The sequence below is a fragment of the Cupriavidus sp. H18C1 genome (genome assembly GCF_049311595.1).
In the GTDB taxonomy this organism is placed as follows: Bacteria; Pseudomonadota; Gammaproteobacteria; order Burkholderiales; family Burkholderiaceae; genus Cupriavidus; species Cupriavidus cauae.
This window is the reverse complement of sequence record NZ_CP186009.1, coordinates 1723082-1747691: the sequence shown is the minus strand read 5'-3', so window position 1 is coordinate 1747691 and position 24610 is coordinate 1723082. Positions and strand designations below refer to the sequence as shown.

Sequence of the window (24610 nt, the reverse complement as noted above, 5' to 3'; positions counted from 1 at the left end):
GCCATGGCCGATAGCGAAAAGAATCTCGAAGCGACACGGCGCAAGCTCGACGACGCGCGCAAGCGCGGCGAGGTGCCGCGCAGCAGCGACGTCACCTCGGCCTTTGTCTTTCTCGGGGTGCTGATCGCGCTATGGCTGCTCGGCCGCTATTTCGTGCGGCTGTTCCAGGCGCTGTGGCTGAGCGCGATGGGTGCGATCGACCAGCATCTGGCCGACCAGCAGATGCTGGCGCTTGGCGAGGCCGGGGCGCGCTTCCTGCTGATGGGCGTGCTGCCGATCGCGGCGATCGCGCTGGTCTGCGGCATCGTCGGCGCCTTCGTGCAGGTCGGGCCGCTGATCGCGTTCGAGCAGATCAAGCCGCAGCTGGCGCGCCTGAATCCGGCCGAGGGGCTCAAGCGGATGTTCGCCGTGCGCAATCTGGTCAATCTGCTGAAGACGGTGATCAAGATCGCGCTGCTGGGCGGGCTGATCTATGTGCTGGCGCTGCGCGCGATCGAGGACGGCGTGCGCACCGGCTATGCGCGGCCGGCCGAGATCCTGCTGCTGATCGCCCATATCCTGCTGATGATGTGCTGCTGGGCCGCTGTGATCTACCTGATCATGGCGGTGATCGACTACGTGCACGAGCGCTACGAGTTCATGAAGCGCCAGCGCATGAGCGTGGAGGAGTACCGGCGCGAGTACAAGGACACGCAGGGCGACCCGATGATCGCCGGACGCCGCCGCGCGGCGTTCTTCGAGGCGGCGTTCTTCGGCGTCGGCGAGCGGGTGCGGGTCTCCACCGCGGTCGTGTATTCCACGCAGTACGCGGTGGCCCTGCGCTACGACGGGCCCGGCACGCTGCCCAAGGTGGTGGCCAAGGGCGGCGGCCAGGTCGCGGCCCGGATCCGCCAGGCCGCCGCCGACTACCTGATTCCGTCCGCCTTCGATTCGGACCTGGCGCAGCGGCTCTATCTGACGGTGCCGCTGGACCGATTCATCGATCGCTCGCTGTTCGAGCGGGTGGCGGACCTGATGCGGTGGGCGAAGGGTGGGTGAAGGGCAGGGCTGCAGAAGGCTTAGGGCGATGAAGGGCGGAGGATGACTTCCACTCACCGCGCGCCTCGCCATCAGCGCATCAGCCCCTCAGCCCTCCAGAAACGCCTCTTCCGCGCAATACCGCGCCGTCGTCCGTTCGCGAAGGCCGCCGCCACCGCGTTCCATCCGCTCGGCCCGATCCATCCTTTCCACCGCCGTGGCGATCAAGGTGGGATCCTGCATCGTGGCCGCATGCGCGAGCTGCACGCGATTGCGCACGCCGAAATGGCTGCGCAGCCGGCGCATGTGGTAGTCGACATTGAAGATCGACATCTCCATGCGGTTGGCGATCTGCTTGTCCGACAGCCCCTGCGCCAGGCAGGCGAGAATGTCGCGCTGGACCTCGGACAGGCCGTCGCGCTGCGTGCCGCCCAGCGCCGGGATATCGGCGTGGCAGGTCAGGAATTCGTGCAGCGCGAAGCCGACCGTCAGCGCCTGGCCGATCACGGGATCGCCGATCCAGCGGCGGCTCTCGATGCCGGAGGCGAAGCTGATCGCGACGAAGTCGCTGGTGCCCGGCATCGGCAGGTTGAGAAACACGCCGCTGCGGATGCCGGCGTCGCGCAGGTCGTCGAGGAAACGGCGCAGCCGCAGCGCCTGCGTGCCGCCCGAGGTGCTGCGCTCCAGGTCGCTGACGTCCCACACCAGCGGCAGGCCGAAGGTGCCGGGCCGCGGCTGGCGCGGATCGACCTCGTAGTAGCGCTCGCGCAGGTAGTAGTCGCGCCAGCCCGGATGCGAATAGGTATCGAGGAAGGTGCGCAGCTGCACCTGCCCTCCCACGGTGGTGGCGGTGGCATAGCCGAGCCAGTCGAAGCCGATGCCCCGGATCGCCGACTGCATCAGCGCGGTGCGCGATTCATGCGAGCTTTCGCGCAGCATGGCCTCGACCAGTCCCGGCATGCCGCCCTGGCGCGTGCGCCGCTGGACGGGAACGATATGCCGTTCGCCGAATACCTTGATGCCGTGGGGGCCCATCACGGGCGGCAGGCCACGTGGACCGCGGGCCGACGTGCCGCCGCTTGTGGCGCGCGGCAGATCGGCTCTCAGGGTCCGCGACAGGCTGCTGTCGCGGCCCAGGCCGGCTTCCACTACTTTTTCCATCGATCGCCTCCGACAAATGCGTATGGCCGCCGCGTTGACGCGGCAGCGTGAAGGCTTGCCTCGGCCCGATCCGCGAGCGACATGGCACTCGCTGGCCCGGCCTTCAGGCGAAGCCCAACATACTGCTGACCCATTCCCGTCGGAAAACCCGGGAAACGCCGCGGTGCGGCGTGCCCGGTGTTGTGCGTGCCGTGCGTTGCGCGGCCGCTATCGCTATCGATATCGATGCTGTGGTGGTGCGAAACCGTGATGGCGCCGCCGCTGGCTGCTGCCATCCGGCGCCGGCCAAATTATTGCAAGGCAAGATGTCATGACATCGAGCGCGCATTCCAACCGTGCGATGCGAGGCCGCATTGCCCTGCGCCGCGATGCCCGCGGACCGCGACGCGGCAAGGCCTGCGGCCGGTTGATGCGATGCGGCGACGATGTTGTATATCCGCCACTTTCCTTAGACCTTGAAGGGTTATCGCCGGCGGCATGGGTTTCTTCGGCCCTCATGCCTCGAGCGTCTTGCCGCGCGTTTCCGGCAGCGTCAGCGCGGCGATGATCAGCACGCCATAGGCACCGGCGGCGAACACGCCGATGGTCTGTCCCAGCGGCATCGTCTGGCTGACATGGCCGATCAGGAAGGGGAACAGCGCACCGATGGCGCGGCCCACGTTGTAGCAGAAGCCCTGGCCGGAACCGCGCACGCTGGTCGGGAACAGTTCGGTCAGGAACGCGCCCATGCCGGCGAAGATGCCCGAGGCGAAGAAGCCCAGCGGGAAACCGAGGATCAGCATCACGGTGTCGTTGACCGGGATCTGCGTGTAGATCAGCGCGATCGCCATCGAGCACAGCGCGAACAGCATGAAATTGCGCTTGCGGCCGATGCGGTCGGTCAGGTAGGCGCTGGTGATATAGCCCAGATACGAGCCGACGATCACCATCGCCAGATAGCCGCCGGTGCCGAGCACCGTGAGTCCGCGCTCGGTCTTCAGGAAGGTCGGCAGCCAGGTCGTGATCGCGTAGTAGCCACCCTGCGCGCCCGTGGTCAGCAGCGCGGCGCGCAGCGTGATCGACAGCAGCTTCGGCGAGAAGATCGCGGCGAACGAGGTCTTCTCGGCCGAGGCGGCTTCCCTGGCCTTGTGCTCCGCGTAGACCTCGGGCTCCTTGACCAGCCGCCGCAGGAAGATCACGAACACCGCCGGCAGCAGGCCGATCAGGAACAGCGCGCGCCAGGCGGTTTCCGGCGGCAGGATGCTGAATACCAGCGCATACAGCAGCGCCGACATGCCCCAGCCCAGTGCCCATCCGGCCTGCACCATGCCGACCGCCTTGCCGCGGTCCTGCGAGCGGATCGCCTCGCCCATCAGCACCGCGCCCGCGGTCCATTCGCCGCCGAAGCCGAAGCCCATCAGCGCGCGGGCGATCAGCAGCTGCTCGTAGTTCTGCGCCAGTCCGCACAGGAAGGTGAAGAAGGCAAACCAGACGATGGTCAGCTGCAGCGTGCGCACGCGGCCGATGCGATCGGACAGGATGCCGGCGATCCAGCCGCCCGCGGCCGAGGTCAGCAGCGTCGCGGTGCCGATGAAGCCGGCGTCGCCGCGCGTGATGCCCCACGTCGCGATCAGTGTCGGAATGACGAAGCTGAGGAACTGCGTGTCCATCGCGTCGAGCGCGTAGCCGACCTTGCAGCTCCAGAACGTGCGGCGCTCGCCGGGCGTGATATCGCGATACCAGGCAAAGAGGCCGGTCGACGGTCGGCTTTGCTGCTCCCCCCTGGATGCTGCCAATCTGCGTTTCCATGCGTTCCTCGTCGTGGTGTCTCGTCGCGGTGCGTCGGTACAGGCTTGATCCGGGCCAGAACGCGTGTCCCCATTTGCAGGCGGATTGCGTGCAAATCGGGCCATCGCGGCAAATCTCGGCAATGCGCATCGGCAATGCGCGGCAATGCTCGGCAGATGGGCGGGCTGGCACCGCTGGTGCTGCCGGCCGGTCGACGATCGTCGTCGCTGTTCTGGTTCCCGCGCACTGGCGGCCGCGATGGCACGGCGGTGTGCCGATGCACGCCTGGAGAGTTGGCATGCGATCGCGGTGGCCCGCGGCGATGTCGCTTGACTCGCGGCGGTCTGCGGGAACCTGTCATGCATCGATGGACGTCCCCCGGCATCTGCATTCTTCAAATTAGCCGGGCGCCTCGTCCAACTATTTTTTAGCTTGGGTCCTCATAAGAAAAAATTGAGATCACCACTAAATCTCAGTCAATACGCGGGCCCCGGCCAGTTCTGGCATTCCCGCGCTCCGGGGCGGATATCGGGTTTTCCCCGATGACGCGATGCCGCCCAAACGGCGATCCCCGCGCCTTTGCCGCCCATCCTCGTTCTCGCCCATCGCTCGGCCCATCGAGGGCAACGCGTAAGCATACGGCGCGCCAGTGACGCGCGGGGCAGGGGATGCGCTACGGAGACTCGTAGGGATATTGCTGTGCAGCGCAGCAGCGGCGGCGCTTCGCACCACGAGGGTTCGTGTCGTCATGGGGCCTTCATCGACGAGCGGTCTGATGGCGGCGCCCCGGGTCTGGGCGCGCCCGCATCGGCATGGTGCCTCGCCCGGCCTTCCTTGCGAGGTCACGATGAGCTATCCCGCCGATCTGTCAGGTCCCTCGATGGTGCGCCCGGTCACGGTCCCGCCGCCTCCGCCGCCACCGCCGCCGGCACCGTCCGCGCCGCCGCCGAGCGCGGCCGAGGCCGAGGCGAACTCGGCCGCGCAGCGCCAGCGCGAACTGGCCGAGCTGCAGGCGCGCCTGCAGCAGATGCGCGAACAGATTGCCGCGATGCTCGAGCGCCTGCGCCAGGCCCAGGAGGCGGAGGCGGCCGCGCGCCAGCAGGCAGAGGCCGCGCGCGAGACCGCCGAGCGCTCGCAATCGCGCGACGATATCGCCAAGGCCGAGACCGCCGAAGCCATCGCGGCCACGCGCAAGGCGGAGCTGAACCAGGCCGCGCTCGAACTGGACGCGCACGACAAGCGGATCGCGCTCGACGAGGCCAAGGCCGAGGCGCTGCGCGAGCCCGGTCCGCGGAACCAGGCCAAGGTCGACGCGGCGCAGGCCGCGTACGACGATGCGCAGCAATTGCACGGGGTCGCGGTTGCCGATGTCGCCGCCAAGCGGGCCGATGCCGAACTGGCCGCCGCCGACCGCGCGGTGACGGCGCTGGCGCCGCCGGGCAGCGATTCGACCAGTCTGAATGCCGCCGACCGGCAGGCACTGACCGAGGCCCGCGAAACGGCCGCTGCCGCGCGGCGGCAGTCGGACAGCGCCGCGGCGACGCTCGAGACGGAATGGCGCCGCTACGAGCGCGATGCCGCGCAGCGTGAGCTGACCAGGACCGGGCGCGAGCTGGAGCAGGCCGGCGCGGCGCGCGAGCGTGCCCGCACGGAGGGCGATGCCGCGGCGCTGCAGCGCGCCGACGATGCCTACGGCGCGGCGCTGGACGCATGGTGGGTGGCGGACCGGCAGGCAGTCGCCGCGCAGGCCTCGTGGGACGCGCAGGTGGCCGCGAACGACCTCGCCGCCAAGGAGGAGCAGCATCGCGTCGACGAGGCGCGCGCCAACCAGTGCCTGGTCGAACCGCCCGAGGTCCGGCGGGCCAGGCAGACGCTGGAGCAGCGCAATACGGCCGCGCAGACCGCGCTGACCGGGGCGCAGTCGGCCAAGGACGATCAGGCCGCGCGCAAGGCCCTGCGCGACCGTGCCGCGGGGATCGACACCGAGTACCGCGAGGCGCAGACCGGTCTCGAGCAGGCCCGCACCGCCTACGAAGGCGCAACGAATCCCGATGTCCGCGAGAAGGCGCGCATCGCCTACGCCGACGCGCAGGACCGCATGCAGGCTGCCCGCGGCGACCACGACGCGCTGCAGGCCCTGCGCCATTCGCAGCAAGCCGACGCGGCGCTGGTCGAAGGGCTGCGCGCCCGCGAGCAGGGCGGAGCCGGTGCGCCGGACGACGGCCGCATCGCCACGCTGCGCGAGTCGGCCAGCCAGGCGCGCGCCAACGTGCACGGGACGGCCGCGAACGCGAACGGCGACGCGGCGGACGTGTTGCGGCAGGGCCGGACCGACGAATGGCGCAAGGACGGTGGTGCCGCGCAGCGGGCCTTGCCCACCGCCGACGAGGCCGCGGCCAACGCGGCGCAGACCTATGAGGCGACGGTGCGGCGCCCGGGCGCGACCCAGCAGGAAATCGACACCGCGCGCGAGCGCCGCGACGAAACGCGCCTGGCCCAGGCGCTGGCGCACGACCGCAGCGACGCGCTGGCCGCCACCGAGGCAAGGCGCGCCGCCGAGGGCGAATACGCGCTGGCGCTCGAGGCCCATCGCACGCACGACTTCTCGGCGTCCGGGCCGTCCGGGCCGACTGGACCCTTTACACCGTCCGGACCGTCCGGACCGTCCGGACCGTCGGGGCCGTCGGGGCCGTCCGGGTCGCTCGCCCCGTCCACGCAGCCGCCGGGATCGTCGCCGGGCACGGCCCCGTCGCTGTCGACCTCGCCGCTGCTGTCGCCGAACCTTGGCGCGCCAAACCTCGGCGAAGCCGCGCGGCCAGCGCCTTGGACCGTGTTGCCGGGCGGTGTCGATCCGGCGGCCGGCAATGCGACCGGCGACAAGCCGTCCGCGCCATCGCCGTCGGCCACGTCGTCCACGCCGGCCAGCTCGGCCACGCCGACGACGTTCAGCGCCGCACCGCTGCTGGCGCCGCCGGGTTCGCCACCGGTTGCCGTCAAGGAGAACGGCCGCTGGTATGTCCAGTACCCGGCGCAGTTCTCGGGGCAATACCCAAGCCAGTACAGCAGCTATCCCGCTTCATCGACCACGCTGTCGATTCCCGGGCAGAGTCCATCGCGCGTCGAAATGGACCCGGTCACCGCGCGCGTCTGGGAAGCGCATGCGCAGCTGCAGTCCGCGATCAAGCAGGAGGACACCGCATGGCGCGACTATGAAACGCTGAACCAGGACGCGCAGGCCATCGCGCAGGCGCGCCGCGACGGTAACGCGGCGGCCAATGCCAGCGCCAATGCCAATGGCGCCAACGGTCCCAATATCCCCCCCACGCCAACAACGCCAACAACGCCAACAACGCCAACAACGCCAACAACGCCAACAACGCCAACAACGCCCCCGAACTGACCCGCCTCACCGCGCAGGTCGACACCGACCATCGCGCGTTGCTGGCCGCGCTGGGCGCCCGCTTCGAGGCCGAGGACCGCGCGCGCGACCGCGGTGTCGACGTGCAGAAGGACGAGACCGTGGTCTCCACCGGCGAGGCGCTGGAGCGCGCGCGTGCCACGGCCTCGGCCAGCGCCGCCGAACTCGAACGCTATCGCAGCGAGCGCGACAGCGGCGCGGCCAGCGACGACGTCGAGCGGCTGCGCAACGAACATCTGACCTGGAAGCGCGAGCATCCCTATCTCCGCGAGCAGGACGCCCCGACCTGGGCCCCGCTGCAGCAGGCGCTCGACAACGAGGACACCGCGCGCCAGCAACTGGTGCAGGAGGCCGCGCAGGCCGGCGCCGCGCAGGAGACCCGCGCACTGACCGCGACGCTGACGCCCGAGCAGCGTGAGGACCCTGCGGCGCTGTACGAGCTGTTCGTCTCCGAACCGCGCGCGATGGCGCAGGGCGTCATCAACCAGCATTACGTCAACTATGGCGGCCGGCCCTACGAGATGGCGGGCCGCACGCATGCCCGCAATATGGCGGGGCTGGCGCTCGGCATTCCGCCCGAGGTCAAGCTTGCGGGCGACGCCGACGCGCAGACGGAGACGCTGCGCAAGCAGGACATCTTTGCCGGCATCGACGACGACTACGCCGACATGCTCGACGTGGTGGCCGACCAGCTGATCGAGCAGGGCGGCGAGCATGCGCGCGTCACGCTGCTGCCGGTGGTTTACGCCAGCCGCGAGCGCGGCATCACGCGCACGATGCTGTTCAAGGTCGAGACGGACCAGGGGCCGCGCTTCGTCGACGAGGCCGGACGCGCCTACGACGACCTGAAGGACTACCGCGAAAACAATACGCTGCCGGCCGCGGATGCCGTGCTGGCGATGCCGCGCGACGGCGAATTCACGGTGGACAGCAAGGGCAATATCGAGCTGGAGATCGGCGACGCGCGCATCGAGAGCGGCTGGGAGAGTTTCCGCCGCAAGACCCATCTCGATACGGTGGCGGCCGGCGTCGGCATCGTCGCCGGCGTGGTGCTGGTGGTCGGCTCCGGCGGCGCGCTGGCGCCCGTTGCGCTGGCCGCCGCCGGAGCGGCCACCGCGTACGGCGTCGGCACCTCGGCCGCCAGCATCGCCGACCAGATCTCGCATGGCCAGAGCTGGAATCCGGACAAGAACCCGCAGATGCTGATCGATGGGCTCAATATCCTCGCCGCAGCGTTGGGCGTGCGTGCCGGCGTGGCCGGCGTCAGCGCGGCGCGCAGCGGCCAGCGCGCGCTGGTGGCCGAAAGCCGCGGCCTGACCGACGAGGCCAGCCAGCTGGCGCTGCGCACGCAGGCGCTGCAGCAGCAGGCCACCCGCAGCGGCCGCCAGGCGCTGGCGGTCGGCGCCGGTACCTATGGCTATACCGCGTACTCGGCCGTGTCCAATTGGGAAAACATGACGCCCGGCGAGCGCGCCACCACGCGCACGCAACTGCTGCTCGGCGGCGTGCAGTTCATGATCAATCCGGTCAGCGGCCGGTGGATCCGCCAGGGCGCGACCGGCGCGCTGGCCGGCACGCGCCATGTCGCGACGGCATGGCGCGGCACGGTGGCAGGTCTGGACCGTGGCGCGCAGGCGCTGACGACGCTGGCGATGCCGCTGCGCAATGCCGCGCAGACACCGCTGGCGGCGGCGCGCATGCGCCTGGGGCAATGGCAGGACACGCTGGCGCAGCGGCTGCCGAGCCTGTCGAGGCTGGCGGGATTGCCGGGTTTGCCGGGATTGCCGGGATTGCCCGGCTCGACGAGGCGGCAGGGCGCCGATCCCGCCGGCGCGGCACGGCCCCCGGCAACACCGAGCGCGTCGGCCGCCCAGCCTCGCACCGAAACCCCGCCGCACAGCTATCCCGTGGCGCGCACCCGCTGGCGCGCCGTACAGGACCGGCTCAGCCGCGTCGACACGCTGGGCATGCTGAACTGGCTCGACGCCGGCCGCCGCGGCGCGGCGCAGGCCATCGGCAAGCAGCGCGATGCGGAGGCCAAGCTGGTGCGCGTGGCGCGCGAGGCCGCGTTCGAGGACGGGCATGCGCTGCACCGTTGGCTGTCCGGGCCGATGCGTCAGCAGATGCGGCAGATCGAGGCGCGCGCGCAGTCCCAACTGGCGCGGCTGCGGTGGGAGACCGACGCCGCGCGCCAGCAGGCGATCGTTCGCGACCTGCGCCGCCTCGACGCGGCCGCGCAGCGGCTGGCCACCAGCTGGCATCCAATGCTGGCGATCGGCCTGCGGCAGGAACTGCGACGTCTTGCCGCCAACCAGCGCGATTTCAAGGGCGCGGATACCGTGCTGACGCCGCGCGCCGAGGCCACCCGGCATCTGCGTGGCGAGCTGCAGCAGTGGCGGGCCGCGCTGCCGGCGCGGCAAGCGGCGGCGTCGCGCGACGCCGGCACCGTGGCCCATGCGCAAGCGCTGGTGTCCCGGATCGCCAGCCATCGCGCTGCGCTCACCGATGGCGCGGCATTGGTGTCGAAGACGCTCGACGCGATGCGTGCGAATCGCGACGCGGTGCTCGACTACGTGCCAAAGGGCGCAACCAAGCCGGTTCGCGCATCGATCGAAGGCGATATCCATGCGGTCGCGCCGCGCCGCTCGGCCGATCCGGCTGCGGGGGATGCCGGCGCTGCCGCCACGCTGGCGACGCGCCGTGGCGGCGTCGCTGCGGCAACGGTTCCGCATGGGCATGGCCGATGCCGGCACCGGCCTGCTGTGGCTGCAGGCGCGGCGGCTCGGCATGCCGACGCCGCGCGCGTCGCTGCGCCTCGCTCCACATGCGCCGACGGGATCCGTTGCTCGTACCCCCCGCCGGCATGACGTGGTCGGCCGTGATGCGATCGGGGCCGGCGCGTCCGCACGCCGATGGCAACCGGGCGTCGCGCAACGGCGCGCTGAACCGACTCGACGCCGGCCGCGCGATCTTCTACCAGGAGCGCGCCAGCGCGCTGGCCGCGAAGGCCGCGGCGGCGGGCAATACCAAGTCCAAGCTGGCGGCATGGCAGGCCTTCGTCGATGCCGTGGCCGCGCATTCGCCCGACGTGGCCCGGCGTCTCGCGGCGGCGGGCGGTGTGCGCGAGCGCTACCAGGGCGGCGAGGCAGGGACGGTGCGTCGCTGGCAGGGCTTCGTGCCCAGCCGTGCCGAGGCGAGGGGCAGCGATTCGGCGCGCGAGGTCCGGCGCGCCTATGCGGAGCTGCTGCTTGCCGCGGCGCGGGTACGCAAGCGCGATACGCGGCGCGCCGCGGCCGCCAGCCTGCGCGCCTGGCGGCAGGCGCTGCGCAGCGCCAACGATGCCGCGCGGGTGACCGACGCGCTGTCGGCGCGGTTGCGGACGGCGACGCCCGGCACCGCGACCCATCGCGCGCTGACGCGCCAGCATGCGCTGGCGGCGCAGGCGCAGCGGCTCGCGGAGACCAACGCCGAGCGCGCGGGACGCGCGGTGTTCGGCGAGGGCGGTCTGACGCCGAGGACCGGCTCGGCGCAGCGCGGTCGGGCCAGCCAGCCGCCGGCGGACGGCGCGCTGGCCGCGCTGCGCGACACCCATCCCGCGGCGTGGCGCCGCGTGCTGGAGCGTGCGGCACGCCAGATGGAACGGCTCGCGCAGCAGGGCGGTGCCGACTCGCCATGGCAGGCGCAGGCCGTACACCTGCGCGATCTGGCCCGGCAGGCCGCCGCCGATCCGCGCCTGACGCGCGTCGGCGAGGGCGTGGCCGCGATGCGCCAATGGCGGCGCGCCGAATGGCAGCGGGCCGATGCCCGCGCTGCCGAGCAGCAGGCCACGCAGGCCTGGCGGCGCGCGCAACGTGCAAGCGGGGGCTCCCATGCCAATCGCCAGGCCAATCGCCAGACCGATCGCTCGGCAAATCGCCCGGCCAATCGCCAGGACCTGCGCGCAGCGATGCACGAGGCCGCGGCCCGCCATCGCGAGGCCCGGCGCGAGGCGGCCGAAGCCCGTCGCGCCGTCTTCGGCCGAGGCGACGGCGCGCTGGCCCGGCTGGCGGTCGCCAACCCGCGCGCCGCCGACAGCCTGCTGGCATGGGCGCAGCGCCAGCAGCGCGCCGATGCGCGGCTGGGCACGGTGTCGTTGGGGCCGGTGCGGCAGCGGCTCGCGCGCACGGCGCCCACTGCGTTGCAGGGGGGCCTCGCCAACGCCAGCGGCGACAGCGCGCTGACCTTCGCCCAGGTCCGCCGCGGCCTGCAGCGCGGCGCGCGCGCGGCGGCGCTGGCCCATGGCGCCTACGCGGCCGCGACCGGGCAGGTGGACGTCTCGCGCGATCCGCGCGAGCTGCGCAAGTACAACCTGCCGGACACCACGCGCATCGACGGCTGGCAGATCACCTTCCGCTCGCGCGACGGGCTGAACTCGATGACGCTGTGGCTCAATATCGGCGGCATCAAGTCGCTGTGGGTGGGCGGCAGCACCACGCCGTTCGCGTTCTCGCGCGACGGCAAGACGACGGTCGGCACGCGCGACGGCGTCAATATCCTCGAGGGCGGCGTCGCCTATCGCTTCGGCCTGCCATGGCTGTCGAAGATGGGCATGGCGAGCCTGCGCGTCGGCCACGTCAAGCACAACATCCTGCGCACCAACTTCGCCAACGGCAGGCTGACCGACGTGGACGGGCAGGCCACGTGGTCGTGGCCGGTCACGCCGGTGCTGATGGATGCGACCAATATCGGCCCGCTGCGCTTCTACGGTTCCAATACCGCCAACCGCCTGCAGATCGGCCAGTACGGCAGCAAGGTCGGCCCGGCGCAGCTGTGGTACCTGAAGGGACCGGACCTGTCGAAGTCCCGCGTCAGCGAGATCGACGCGATCACGTTGAACAAGGAGTTCCAGTGGCCGGACCTGTTCGGGTCTTCCGGCCGCCATCGTGCGGCACCGCCCGATACCGCGCGCGGCACCGCGCCACTGGCCCTGGCCGAGCGGCAGGCCACGGCGCCGACGATCGAGGCGCCGCATCGCAACCTGTCGCGGCGCGCCGCCGCGGTGCTGGCGGGCTACCACCAGGTGGCGCCGGGCGATACGCTGTGGGACATCGCGCGCAGCCATCGCGATACCCTGCTGGCCGCCGATGGCGGGGCCGGTGCCGCATCCCTGGGCGAGATCGGGCAGACCAGCCGGGCCCTCGATCATCTGCTGCAGCTCAATGCGTCGATCGGCGATCCGGACCGCATCGTGCCCGGCTGGCTGGTCGATATCGCACCGCCGCAGACGCGCCAGGGCTGACGGACCCGCGCGAAGTTCCGGTCCTACGAAGCTTCGGTGATGGCAAGGCGCGCCGCTCGCGGTACGCTACGCCATCACCGAGCCCGGCCGCGATGGCCGGGCATGGATCCGCATGGACGTGCAGGAACACGCAGGAACATGCAGGAACATGCAGGAACATGCAGGGACGCACATCCACGCGAAACCGAGCGCCTTGGCGCATCTCGCACCGACCACCATTCTTTCTCCGACGACCGATCCTTCCGCCGGCATGCCCGACCACCACTCATCCCTCGTTCTTGCACGGCGGCGCCCTCGTGGCGCGCCGCTGGCGGCCCTGGCCGCGCTGGCGACGCTGACCATCGCGCCCGCAGCCCAGGCCCAACTGGTCCCGGTGGAGCGCTCGATCCTGATCCACCGCACGCCCGAGCTGGTATGGAGCCAGGCCGGCGACTACTGTGCGATCGCCAAGTGGGATACCGCGCTGCGCTCGTGCAGCGTGGTGCTGGGCGACGGCTCTCCCGGTACCGTCCGCCGCGCCGAGCGCAAGAACGGCGGGCCGCCGGTGGTCGACGTGCTGGTCGATAGGGGACCGTATTCCTACGTCTACCGCAAGCTGTCGAACCATACGCGCGGGCGACTGCAGGTAAGTCCCGGTCCCGATGCCGGCACCGCCGTGGTAACGTGGCAGATGTGGCTCGACCCGCTGTCCGTGCCCGCCGGTCCTCGCGCGGAGTACCCGCAGGCGCTGGGCGACGAAATGCAGAAGGGGCTGGGCCGCATCAAGGTGCTGGCCGAGCAGCCGGTCGATGCCGCGCCGGCGTACCCGGTGCGCGAGTCCACCGACGCGGCGCGTCCGTCGACGCAGGGAAGTTGAGCGACACGGCCGCGGTGCGGCAGGGCGCCGCGGCGCGCGATGCCGGTGTTTTTCGTCCGCGCCAGCCGCATCGTGATTCCCGTGTCCAACCCCTGTCGACATGAACCTGCGCTTTCTCGAGACGTTCGTCTGGGTCGCCCGTTTGCGAAGCTTCCGGCTGACCGCGGAAAAACTGTTCACCACCCAGGCCTCGATTTCCAGCCGCATCGCCGTGCTGGAGGAAGACCTCGGCGTCAAGCTGTTCCTGCGCGATTCGCGCGGCGTTTCGCTGACCCCGCAGGGCCAGCAGGTGCTGGAATACGCCGAGCGCATGGTCAACACCATGCACCGGCTGCGCCAGTCGATCGACTCCACGCGCGTCAGCGAGGGACGCCTGCGCATCGGCGCGATGGATTCGGTCATCCATACGTGGCTGTCGTCGGTGGTCCGCCGCGTGATGGAAGCCTACCCGGCGCTGGAGATCGAGCTGACCGCCGACGCGGCGCTGAACCTGTGCGACCAGCTGCAGAAGGGCTATCTCGACATCATCTTCCAGACCGATCTGCTGCGCGTCGAGACCGTGCGCAATATCGAGCTGGCCAAGTATCCGATCCGCTGGATCGTCGCCAGGGGCTCGGCCTATGACCGGCCGTATCGCTCGCTGGACGACCTCGCCGGCGAACGCGTGATCACCTTCGTCAAGAACTCGCGCCCGCATCAGGACATCCTGAGCCTGTTTCATCTGAACGGCGTGCCGTCGCCGCGCATCAGCTGCGTCAATTCGGTCGCGGCGATGACGCGGCTGATCGGCGAGGGCTTCGGCATCGGCGCGGTGCCGCCGGTGCTGGTGCGGCGCGAGCTCGAGGACGGCACGCTGACCATCGTCGATATCGACAGCCATCCGCCTTCGCTGGACATCGTGGCCTCGTGGCGCACCGGTGCGGGACTGGAGCTGTCGGAGTCGGTGATCGCGCTGACGGTCGGCGTGGTGGCCGCGTTCTGCGCGGAGGCGGGCGAGGACAAGGCGATGCTGGTGGCCAATGCGGCCGCGCAGGGCAGCGGTGGCGATAGCGAAGGCGATAACGGGCGCGACACGGGGCGCGACACGGGGCGCGATACCGGCCGCGATACCGGCGGCGATACCGCGCGCGACACCGGTGGCGATCGCGCGAGCGACGCCTGAGATCCGGCACCTCGGATCGCCCAAGGCAAGCCTCGCTTGCCTTTGTCATCGAAAAGCCTTATCGCGCTGCATCCAAAAGATTTGTTGGACAGTGCATCGGCGCGGCGTCCAGAATCGTTGCACATCTCGCGAACAGCGCGCGTTGCGCTCGCGTGCACGACTCCACGCCGACGACCATGAACCTGCCCCTTCAGCAAGCCAACGGACTGTTGCCCGAAGACCCCGCCGCACTGCGCGCCCTGATCCGCTCCGGCCGTTATCGCGGCCATACCAGCGGGCTGGCGAGGGGCTATGTCCAGGCCAATATCGTCATCCTGTCGCGCGACTGGGCCTATGACTTCCTGCAGTTCTGCGCGCTGAACCGCAAGGCCTGTCCGCTGATCGATGTCACCGAGCCGGGCGATCCGGTCTTCCGCAATCTCGGCGTCGATGTCGACATCCGCAGCGATGTGCCGCTGTATCGCGTCTACCGCAACGGCACCGACTATCAGGAGACCACCGACATCGCCTCGCTGTGGCGCGACGATTTCGTGGCCTTCGCGATCGGCTGCTCGTTCTCGTTCGAGCATGCGCTGATCGCCGCCAACGTTCCGCTCAAGCACATCAATCTCGGCCGCAACGTGGCGATGTTCCGCACCTCGATCGAGACGCGGCCGGCCGGGCGCCTGTCCGGCAAGCTGGTGGTGTCGATGCGGCCGATGAAGGCCGCTGATGCGATCCTCGCCACCGAGATCACCGCGCGCTATCCCGATGTCCACGGCGCGCCAGTGCATATCGGCGATCCGCGGCTGATCGGCATCGAGGATATCGAGGCGCCCGACTACGGCGACGCGGTGCCGGTGGACGAGGACGAGATCCCGGTGTTCTGGGCCTGCGGCGTGACCCCGCAGGCCGTGATACGCGAAGCACGCCCCGAGATCTGCATCACGCATGCGCCGGGCTGCATGCTGGTCACCGACCTCGACAACAACCGGCTGTAGACGATTGCCATGACGGGGCGATGACAGTGTTGCGCGTCGTTGCCCCGGGTCGCGGCGCCTTGCGGTCCTCGACTACGTATTCACGTAGTTCCATGCCCTCCCGGTGGCCGGCTGATCCCTCAGCCTACGATTCTCCCTAGTTGGTATCGCGCGACACCGGGCAGACAATGGCCTGTCACGCTGGCCGCAGTGCGCCCAGGCGCGGTCCGCCGCGCGCCCACGTCATGCCTGCGCTAACGCCGTTCGCATCGCCCCCGTTCCTCAGGAGAAGAGCGTCATGCTGGATTTCAAGGACCTGATGCAAGCCCGCGAAGCCATTCTCGCCGCGGCCCGCGCCGCCGCCGAAGCCGCGGCACGCGCGGCGGCAGAGGAGGCCCGGCGCGCGCAGGCTCGCGAGGCCGAACGGCAGCGGCAGGCCCAGGAAGCGGAAAGCGCCCGGCGCAACGAACAGAACAACCAGGCCCAGCAGGCGCAACAGGCGGAGCAGGCCCAGCAGGCGCAGCAGGCAAACCAGACGCAGCAGGCCGACCAGAAACAGCAGCCGGATCGCGCGACGAACAATCAGCCCGTCGTCACGCCGGCGCTCTACACCCCGCAAACGCAGCCGGCCGGCGTGGTGCAGGTCAAGGGTCCGGGCGGCGACAAGCCGGCCACCGATCCCGCGCAGCAAGCGCGCGAGCAAGAGCAGAACGAGGCGAAGGGGCACACCGATCGCTGGCACAAGGACGCCAAGAGCGCGTACGACGACAGCGAGACCAAGCGCAATGCCGGCACCATGACCGATGCCGACTGGAAGCCGATCGAGCAGAAATACGGCATGGTGATGGCCGGCGCGCAAAACGAGTTGCGCGTGGCCGCCAATCAGGCCGCGGCAAGCGGCGGCGACGACAAGGCGATCACCGCGGCGGTCGACGCCAAGGCCAGGGAGATCCGCGAGCGCTACAACGATCCGGTGCTCGACCAGAACCTCGACAGCATCAAGGATGGCTTTCTGAAGGCCGAGCCGACGCAGGAAGCGCGCGACACGCAGGGGGCGCGCTTCCAGCTGGGACTCGCCGAAGACCGGCTCGACCAGGCCGAGGCCACCTTGCAGCGGGAAGAGAAGGCGCTGTCCGAAATCCCGATGGGCATCCGCCGCGCCGATCCCGAGAGCGGCCAGGCCGTCAGCGACGCGCGCGCGGCCGTGCACGAGGCGCAGCAGACGCGGGACAAGGCCGAGGAGACCTATCTCGGCACGATGCGCGTCGAGATCGATACGCTGGCCACGCAGCTCTACAAGAAGGATGCCGATACCAAGCTGAGCGACGTCCGCAACCAGCCGCACGACCGCTCGCAATCGATGACGGATCGCGGCTACGACCTGACCGAGGCGCAAAACCGCGTCGACGATGCCGAGGCACAGCTCGAAGCGCTGCAGGCCGGCAAGGGCGTCAAGGTGCCCGACAGCTACCGGCAGCAGGCCATCGAGCAATTGCAGGGCCGCTATGGCAGCGACCAGGGCATGCGCACGGTCATCGCGACCGCCGACATGCAGGGGCGGATCGCCGGGGGAGATGGAACATCTGACCCCGGAGAACGAGTTCGAACGCGAGCTTGCGCAGACCGATCCGACCACGCTGGCGATGGCGCAGGTCCAGGGGCTGACGCTCGATCCGGACGCCAAGATGGATCCGAACTCGGCGACACCGCGCGACCTGTCGCAGCAGGAACGGGACCTGATGGAGTTCAACCCCGCGGCCTATGTCATGTACAAGTCGCTGGGAGCGGATTACCTTGTCCCCGCCGAGAATGCGCCGCCGAACGATCCGACGCGGCGCGCGTTCGAGGCCGGTGTGAAGAACTCCGGCCTGGTGATGTACGCGTTCACCGAGACGCAGCGGCGCGCGGAAGGCGGCGAGGGCGTCAGCAAGGAAGACAGCGCCGCCGCGGCAGCGGGCATGCAGCGCATGCTGTCGCTGATGCGAGGCTCGGTGCCGCTGCGCGAGGGCTATCTGCAGGACAACCTGAGCAAGAAGCTCGATGCGGGCGACTTCGTCGGCGCACTGAAGCTGCGCCAGGGCGCGGCCAATGCCGCGCAGACCGAACAGGGAGCGCGAGCGCTATCTCGCCGTGGACGGCAATCGCTTTGACGGCGAGGCCTTCCGCGCGCAGATCGAGGCGTCGATGCGCAAGGACCTCGAAGGCAAGACGCACGACGACGATTACAAGCCGATCATCGGCCAGGAAACGATGTACGCCGACCGGGTCGGCCAGTACATGCAGCAGGTCGCGCCGTATCTGACCGAGGAAGACGCCACCACGCTGCTCGATACCGTCAAGAGCGAATACAGCAACGACTGGACCGGCCGCAATGTCGCGCCGTCCGGCGGCAGCTACAACGACTGGAACGACTTCTACCATGGCCTGGCCGCGGTGGTCGACGCCGCCGACGCCGGCTACTACGCGCGCAATCCTGGCTCCGAACTCGGCACCGGCCCCGCCGCGACCTCGACCGCCAGCTGGCTCGCCAACGAGGACAACGACGTCTTCACCATGGTGATGCAGAACCAGGTCGGCGGCACGCAGGGGCGCATCTATGGCGGCGCGGAGGATGCCGCGGCGAAGGGGCACACCAGCCTGTCGCTTGCCTTCGCCAAGGAGCTGAAGGACCACGACCGCGCGCCGCCGATGGCCGACTACGACCTGACCCGCGCGATGGATCGGGGTCACGAGAAGTACAGCGGCACCGAAAAGGCCAAGGAAGACCAGCGCCGGTTCGAACTGGACAAGGATGAGATCCTGCAGGGCACCTTCGATTCGCTGGCGCTGCGCAAGGACGAGCTGACGGTCAAGGCCGGCGACGACAAGGCGCTCGACAATGCGATCGCGCTGGCCGCGCCCAACGCGGATCCGAAGCTGATCAAGGAACAGCTGGCCGAGGACGTGCCGGAAGGCGCCACCATCAAGGTCATTCCGATGTACGTGACCGGGCCCGGCATGTCGCCTTATCAGAGCGCCGTCTTCGAATTCGTCGGCAAGGATGGCAAGACGCTGTGGGTCGACGACCAGGGCGCGGTCTACGGCAAGGGCGATCAGCCGGCCGAGCGCGACTTCCAGGAAAACAACGAGCTCCACGACAAGGGCACCGTCTATCTGGCCCGGGACCTGAGCCTGGGCGCCGACGGCCATGCGGAGTTCGACGATATCGACGCGCATATCGTCACCGATGGCGAGAAATTCCGCGCCTGGCTCGATATCGGCGTGGCCGCGGTCGGCGCAATCGGCGGCATCGGCGTGATGGTGGCCTCCGGCGGCACGCTGACGCCGCTGGTGGCGGCCGCCTGGGGCGGCATGCTCGGCTCGATGGGCTATGGCCTGGCGGTGACGGCGGTCGATGCAAACGACATGGCCACGCATGGGCGCTCGCTCAATCCGCTGGACAATGCCCGCGCGTTTTCGCTGTGGGCCAACGGCTTCGGCTCGGTAGCCGGCATGGCGGGGCTGGGCCTGGGCAAGGGCGCGTCGCTGGCGATGCGGGCTGGCGGCACGCTGGGCGGCAACTCGTCGACGTTCTCGCAGATGGCGGCCAGGACATTGGCCGGCAATGCCAACCGCATGGCGATCGGCAGCCGCGTGTTCAACGGCGCCGCGTTCGGCTCCGGCGCGATCATGACCGGCCAGCAGGCCATTACCTTCGCGCAGCACGGCGGCGACATGACGCTGACCGAGAAGCTGCAGAACGGCGCGATGCTGCTGATGGGCATGACGCAGATGATGCCCGCCGGCATCCAGATCCGCAGCGCGCAGGCGGTGCACAACGCCGCGCGGCGCGTCACCGGGCGTCATCCCGCCGCCGAGGCCGCGGCACAGGCGCAGGCCCTGCAGCAGGCGATGCAGGCCGGCGACGCCGCGGTCAATGGCCGCGATGCGGACGTGCCGGTGCGCGTGCGTCCGAACCACGATGGCGCGACGCAGGGACGCCAGCCGGGGGACACGGCGGGTCCGCTTCGCGCGGGCGGGGACGAGACGGGCCAGCAGCGGGGCACCACGGGCCGGCCGGCGGCCGTGCCGGGACGCGATGGCGAGGCCGACGGCGTGCCGCCGCGCGTCGCCGCGGAGCCGCCCGCCGAGGTGAACCCCACCCCTCGCAGCGCTGCCAATGCCGCCGATGGCACCGGCTCGCGCAGCTTTACCCCGCAGAAGCTGGGCGCCTGGCAATCGGTCAAGCTGGCCAGCCGGCTGACCTTCGACGCCGCGGTGGCGCAGGGCGCCCGGCTGCAGGACGGCGTGGTCAATCGCATGATGGACCGGGCGATGCAGCAGGCCGTCACCAAATACATGCGCGAGGCGGGCGAGCGCAGCCGGCACGGCGACGCGCCGCCGGCGGCCAGCCGGACCAGCACGAGCGGCCGCAGCCGCCGGCGCGCCGAGGCACGGGCCGATGCACGCGGTGTCCGGCCCGATGTCCGCAGCGCGGTGTTCGCGCATGGCGGCGGCCGTGCCGCCGTGCTGGAGGCCGCGCGCGCCGAGCCGTCGATCGTGCTGCAGAACGCGATCTCGCCGCTGGACCGCGTGTCCGGCATGGACGGCCGCGCGATGTCGCTGACCGTGCCCTATGGCGCCGAACTGGCGGCACGGGCGCTGCACGATGTCGACACGGTGCTGATCGCGACGTCGCCCGCCACGCTGCACGGCGGCGCCGACACGCACGGTCCGCTCGGCGCGGTGTCGCTCGGCGCCTATCTGAGCGCGCTGGGCAAGGAGGTGGTCTACGTCACCGACCCCGCGCACGAGGCGTTGCTGGCCGACCTGCTGCAAGGGGAGCTGGGCGTCGCCGATGCCCGCATCGAGACCTTCACCGCCACCGATTCGACGCGGGCCGCGCAGCAGGCGCAGGCGCTGCTGGCCAAGTACCGGACCCAGGCCGTGGTCGCGGTCGAAGTGGCCGGGCGCAACCGCGTCGGCGAATACCGGCTGGCCAACGGCGAACGCCTCGAGGGCGCGCCGCGGGTCGACCAGCTGCTGATCGAGGCGAACGCCAAGGATCTGGTCACCGTGGCAATCGGTGCCGACAGCCATACGGCCGGCATGCGCTCCGCGCTGGAGCGCGCGATGACGTCGCTGCATGTCGAGCCGGCCGATATCGATCAATGGTCGGCGGTCGGCGCCAGCCATCCGGTGGTCGGCATGAACGCCAACCTGGTGGCGCAGGCAGTCGGTTTCGCGCTGCAGCGTGCCTCCGGCGCCGACCATGCGATGCCGTCGACCGAGCGCGTGGCCGCGATGATCGACCGCATGGCCGCGCTGCATGCCTATGACAGCATCACGCTCGAGCGCGGCGCGACCAGCATGCGCGGCCTCGACAAGCGCAGCTACCTGGGCGTGTACGAGCTGCTGCAGGCACAGGCCAAGCAGCTGCCGGAAGGGCTGGACCTGGCGCAGATGCTGGACGGCATGCAGCGCCGCTTCGTGCCGAAGGGCGTGGACCCGGAGCAGTTCGGCATCAAGGTGATCGACGACATCATCGAGGTCACGGTCTTCGATTCGAGCAACGGCGGCATCCTGGCCGCCATGAACATCGCCCGGCATATCTTCTCGATGACCGGCAAGCGCGTGCAGCTGGTCGCGTACGGCGATCACGCGGCGGGCACCTACGGCGGGCGCGACCGCGACGACCTGATCCTGCGCGTCAACGACGGCCTGCACGCGATGCACCAGCAGCAGGCCGACGCCAATGCGCTCGGCTGCAATACGGCGTGCATCACCTATCCGGAAGGCTGGCGCGGGCTGGACGAGCGCGATTTCATCAACCTGATCCATACCACCGCCCGCGCGATGAAGGCGGACGGTGGCCGCAATATTGCGCTGGTCGCCACGCCGGGCACCGTCAACAGCCATGCCTATCGCGACGCGGTGGGCGCGCTGCGCACCGGCCAGAACGTGCTGGAGATCGGCGCCAACGAATGGGCCGCCGCGGTCAACGCGCTGCAGCACCAGGCCACCGACGGGCCCGAGCTGGTGGCGATCCAGAAGCTGGTCGCCAAGTACATCAACGCCGATCGCATTCCGGCCGAGACCGAGACGCTGTGGCTGTGCTGCACGCACTATCCCGCGCTGGCGAAGCTGATCCGCCAGCAGCTCGACGCCAGCGGCCTGGGCCACGTCAAGGTGATCGACCCGATGCAGTACCAGGCCAAGGCGCTGGTCGATCGGCTGATCGAGCGCGGCGTGCTCAAGCAGGAAGACCTGCTGCCGGAGCCGATTCCGTTCGAGGAGGTCAGTGCGCACGACATGCTCCCGCTGTTGGCGGTGACCACCGGGCGCGCCAGCGAGGTCGTGCGGCTGGCGCAAGGCATGACCGAGGACCCGCGGGCGCGCGCGTTCGGCGTGCCCGAGTTCAGCGCCAGCACGGACCCGGGCCAGATCCGCGGCATTCTCGACGCCAACCGCATGCCCGCGGCGATCGATGCGGCGGTGACCGGGTATACCGGCCGCAATATCGACCGCCTGGCGATTCCGCAAGGGGCGATCCATGCCGGCGCGGCGATGGCCGATGCCGATCACGTCGTGCTGCTGACCGGCTTCTCGGTGGCCAGGGGCATGCCCGAGACCGACGGCCCGCCGGGGACCGTGGCGCTGGGCGCGATGCTGCGCGCCGCCGGCAAGCGTGTCAGCTATATCGTCGATTCGGCCAACCAGCCGATTCTCGAAGCGGCGCTGGCCGACATGGGGCAGCCGCTCGATTCGGTCCACGTCTTCGATGAGCATGCCGACAGCGCATCGCCGGTGGTGCGGGCGATGCTCGAGGAACTGCGGCCGGACCACGTGTCGTCGATCGAACTGCCGGGACGCACGGCGGCCGGCACCAAGCACAATATGCGCGGTGTCAACCTCGACGACTTCACGCCGGGGATCGACGCGTTCCTGAAGGCGGCGCAGGAGATGGGCATTGGCACGTCCTCGGTGGGCGACGGCGGCAACGAAGCGGGCATGGGCAATGTGGCGGCGTTCGTCCCGCTGGCGCCGGACGGCACGCCGATCGCCTCGACCGTCAGGACCGACATCCTGGTGACCGCCAGCGTGTCGAACTGGGGTGCCTATGCCATCGGCGCGGCAATGCTGCGCCAGCTGGGCAAGGCCCACCTGATGCCGACCGAAAACCAGATCCTGTCGGCCATCGAGGCATCGGTCCACGCGGGCGCGGTCGATGGCGTGTCGCGGCAGCAGGTCGCGACGGTCGACGGCTTCTCGCCGGAGGTCCATGCGGCGGTGTACCGCTTCCTGCGGCTCTGGGCCGGCGCCGACTCGGTCACCGGGCCGGGCGCGCCGGTGCCTGCGCTGATGGGCACCGCGATGCCGCGCCGCCAGCCTCGCTCGGTGCTGGAAGACCTGTTCGCGCACGGGCTGCGCCGTCCCTTCCATGGCGCCGACGACGGCGGGCCGGGCCATGCTCGGGCGCGCCATGTTCCCGCGATCGTCGATCGCAGCTGGTCGCTGCGCGATGGCGTACCCGGCGACACGGCGATCGCCACGGTGATCGACGGCGTGCACGCGACCGGCGGCCGGCTTGCCGACGTCAAGTACGTGGCGGTGCGCGAAGCCGATTCTGTCAACGCCAGGCCCAAGGTGATCGGCGCCTTCGATTCGCCGCAGCAGGCCGCGGCACACCTCGACCGGCAGGCGGCGGTGGGCGTCAAGGTGCGGCTGCAGGTCGTGCCCGAGGCGCAGTACCGGGCCGGCCGCGTGCCGGCCGCCGAGGATGCCATCGGCACCGTGCCGCTGTCGCGGCGCGATGGCCGCACCATCCCGGGCGAGATCGCGCTGAACCGCGCCTACGAAGGCGATATCCGCGTGGCGCTGCCCGAAGGGTTTGTCGAAGGCAAGCCGCTGGTGCGCAACGAGGGCGGCGAGCGCATCGACGTGCTGCGGCAGCTGGGACATTTCCCGCGGGCGAGGGCGCATCTGGATCTGGCCGCCGAGGCGGGCTATGTCACCTTCGACAACCGCGCGATGCCGATTTCGGTGCCGCAGGTTCCCGGCTACTTCACGGTGCGTGCCGAAGGCGCATACCAGGGCGTGCGGATGGACATGGATGGCAGCGGCCGCCCGGACTACGACGCGGCGGCGCTGGCCGACCGGATCCGCTCGCATCCGGACTATCGCGAAGGCATGCCGGTACTGATCTACGACTGCTTCGGCATGGACGGTCCGCTGCCACTGGCGCAGCAACTGGCCACCGCGCTGAACGCGCGCGTCCATGCGCCCGACGGCAAGTGGGAGATCCGCGGCTGGTATGGCGATGGCGATACGGTCTTCGGCGGCGCGATGCACGTCGATGCGACGCCTGACGCCATGGCGCAGTCCGACGCACCGGTGCACAGCCACGGCGGAGGCTTCTACGGCGCAATGCCGGCCCTGCCGATCGTCGGTGTCAACGAAGGCGGACGGGCGCTGCCCGAAAGCGCCTTCGTCATGCCGCGCGGCAATGCGCCGAGTCCCGTGCGCGCCGGCGACGCCAACACCAACGTCAACGCCAACGCCAACGCCAGCCATCCGGCCGGCTGGCGTGCCGTCCCGCCGCGCCATGCCGATGCGCGATTCGGCGCGTCGGCGCTGAAGGTGATGGCGCCGGACGACTACAACGTCGTGCTTGGCCGCTTCGATCGCGAGCGCGGCTTGCTCCACGAGGACGGCGAAGCGGTGGGCGCGCACCGGCTCGCGCTGGAACTTGCCGACGCGGGCAAGAAGGGCGCAGCGGTCGTGCTGGCGCTCGACGGCGGCAGCCAGCATGCGCGGCACGCCTTTGCGCAGCGGGTGGCCGACGTGATGGGCGTCGAGGTGATGCTGCCCGCGGCCGGTTTCAAGCTCGATACGCTGGAGCGCGCCGCGGGCCGGCCGGCGGACGCCAATGCAGGCGGCCCGCCCAAGCCCGTACTGAAGCTCGATCAGGACGGCATCGCATGGCAAACGCTGCAGCCGCAACCGTATCGCC

Annotated in this window: 11 protein-coding genes and 1 pseudogene; 9 read left to right on the top strand and 3 right to left on the bottom strand. The window is 70.3% G+C overall.

The window, feature by feature from the left end; translation table 11 throughout:
• The first annotated feature begins 3 nt into the window (after positions 1-3).
• Positions 4-1038, top strand: a complete 1035-nt coding sequence (locus OJJOAM_RS23710; protein WP_422650075.1) for an EscU/YscU/HrcU family type III secretion system export apparatus switch protein — start codon at positions 4-6, stop codon at positions 1036-1038.
• An 87-nt stretch (positions 1039-1125) separates the two neighbouring features.
• Here OJJOAM_RS23710 and OJJOAM_RS23705 read toward each other — a convergent pair whose 3' ends face one another.
• Both OJJOAM_RS23705 and OJJOAM_RS23700 read right to left on the bottom strand, forming a co-directional pair.
• A complete protein-coding gene (locus OJJOAM_RS23705) occupies positions 1126-2178 on the bottom strand; it encodes an autoinducer binding domain-containing protein (protein WP_422650074.1) in 1053 nt (350 codons plus the stop codon).
• A gap of 494 nt (positions 2179-2672) precedes the next feature.
• Positions 2673-3953 (bottom strand): MFS transporter, encoded by a 1281-nt coding sequence (locus tag OJJOAM_RS23700; protein ID WP_422650073.1) that lies wholly within the window; start codon positions 3951-3953, stop codon positions 2673-2675.
• 839 nt (positions 3954-4792) lie between these two features.
• Between OJJOAM_RS23700 and OJJOAM_RS23695 the strand changes: the two genes are divergently transcribed.
• From OJJOAM_RS23695 to OJJOAM_RS23670, 6 genes are all read left to right on the top strand, one after another.
• Positions 4793-7345, top strand: coding sequence for a hypothetical protein (locus OJJOAM_RS23695; protein ID WP_422650072.1), 2553 nt, complete (start codon positions 4793-4795; stop codon positions 7343-7345).
• A 38-nt stretch (positions 7346-7383) separates the two neighbouring features.
• A complete protein-coding gene (locus OJJOAM_RS23690) occupies positions 7384-10230 on the top strand; it encodes a DUF4781 domain-containing protein (RefSeq protein WP_422650071.1) in 2847 nt (948 codons plus the stop codon).
• Entirely contained in the window at positions 10227-12641 is a 2415-nt protein-coding gene (locus OJJOAM_RS23685; RefSeq protein ID WP_422650070.1) for an LWXIA domain-containing protein, read from the top strand. The genes OJJOAM_RS23690 and OJJOAM_RS23685 overlap by 4 nt, the downstream gene beginning before the upstream one ends.
• Before the next feature lie 250 nt (positions 12642-12891).
• Positions 12892-13497 carry an SRPBCC family protein gene (locus OJJOAM_RS23680; RefSeq protein ID WP_422650069.1) on the top strand — a complete coding sequence of 202 codons (606 nt, stop codon included), beginning with the start codon at positions 12892-12894 and terminating at the stop codon, positions 13495-13497.
• A gap of 100 nt (positions 13498-13597) precedes the next feature.
• The gene (locus OJJOAM_RS23675) at positions 13598-14659 is read left to right on the top strand and encodes a LysR family transcriptional regulator (protein WP_422650068.1); all 1062 of its coding nucleotides are present in this window, start codon (positions 13598-13600) and stop codon (positions 14657-14659) included.
• Positions 14660-14835: 176 nt separating this feature from the next.
• A complete protein-coding gene (locus tag OJJOAM_RS23670; RefSeq protein WP_422650067.1) occupies positions 14836-15639 on the top strand; it encodes a putative hydro-lyase in 804 nt (267 codons plus the stop codon).
• A 175-nt stretch (positions 15640-15814) separates the two neighbouring features.
• Here the strand turns inward: OJJOAM_RS23670 and OJJOAM_RS23665 are convergent, their stop codons facing one another.
• Positions 15815-17110 (bottom strand): hypothetical protein, encoded by a 1296-nt coding sequence (locus tag OJJOAM_RS23665; protein WP_422650066.1) that lies wholly within the window; start codon positions 17108-17110, stop codon positions 15815-15817.
• Between the two features lie 82 nt (positions 17111-17192).
• Between OJJOAM_RS23665 and OJJOAM_RS23660 the strand changes: the two genes are divergently transcribed.
• Positions 17193-17768 (top strand): hypothetical protein, encoded by a 576-nt coding sequence (locus OJJOAM_RS23660; RefSeq protein ID WP_422650065.1) that lies wholly within the window; start codon positions 17193-17195, stop codon positions 17766-17768.
• Positions 17707-22836, top strand: a pseudogene (locus OJJOAM_RS23655) (glutamate cyclase domain-containing protein); the annotation flags it as partial. The gene OJJOAM_RS23660 and the pseudogene OJJOAM_RS23655, both read left to right, overlap by 62 nt.
• Between the last annotated feature and the right edge of the window lie 1774 nt (positions 22837-24610).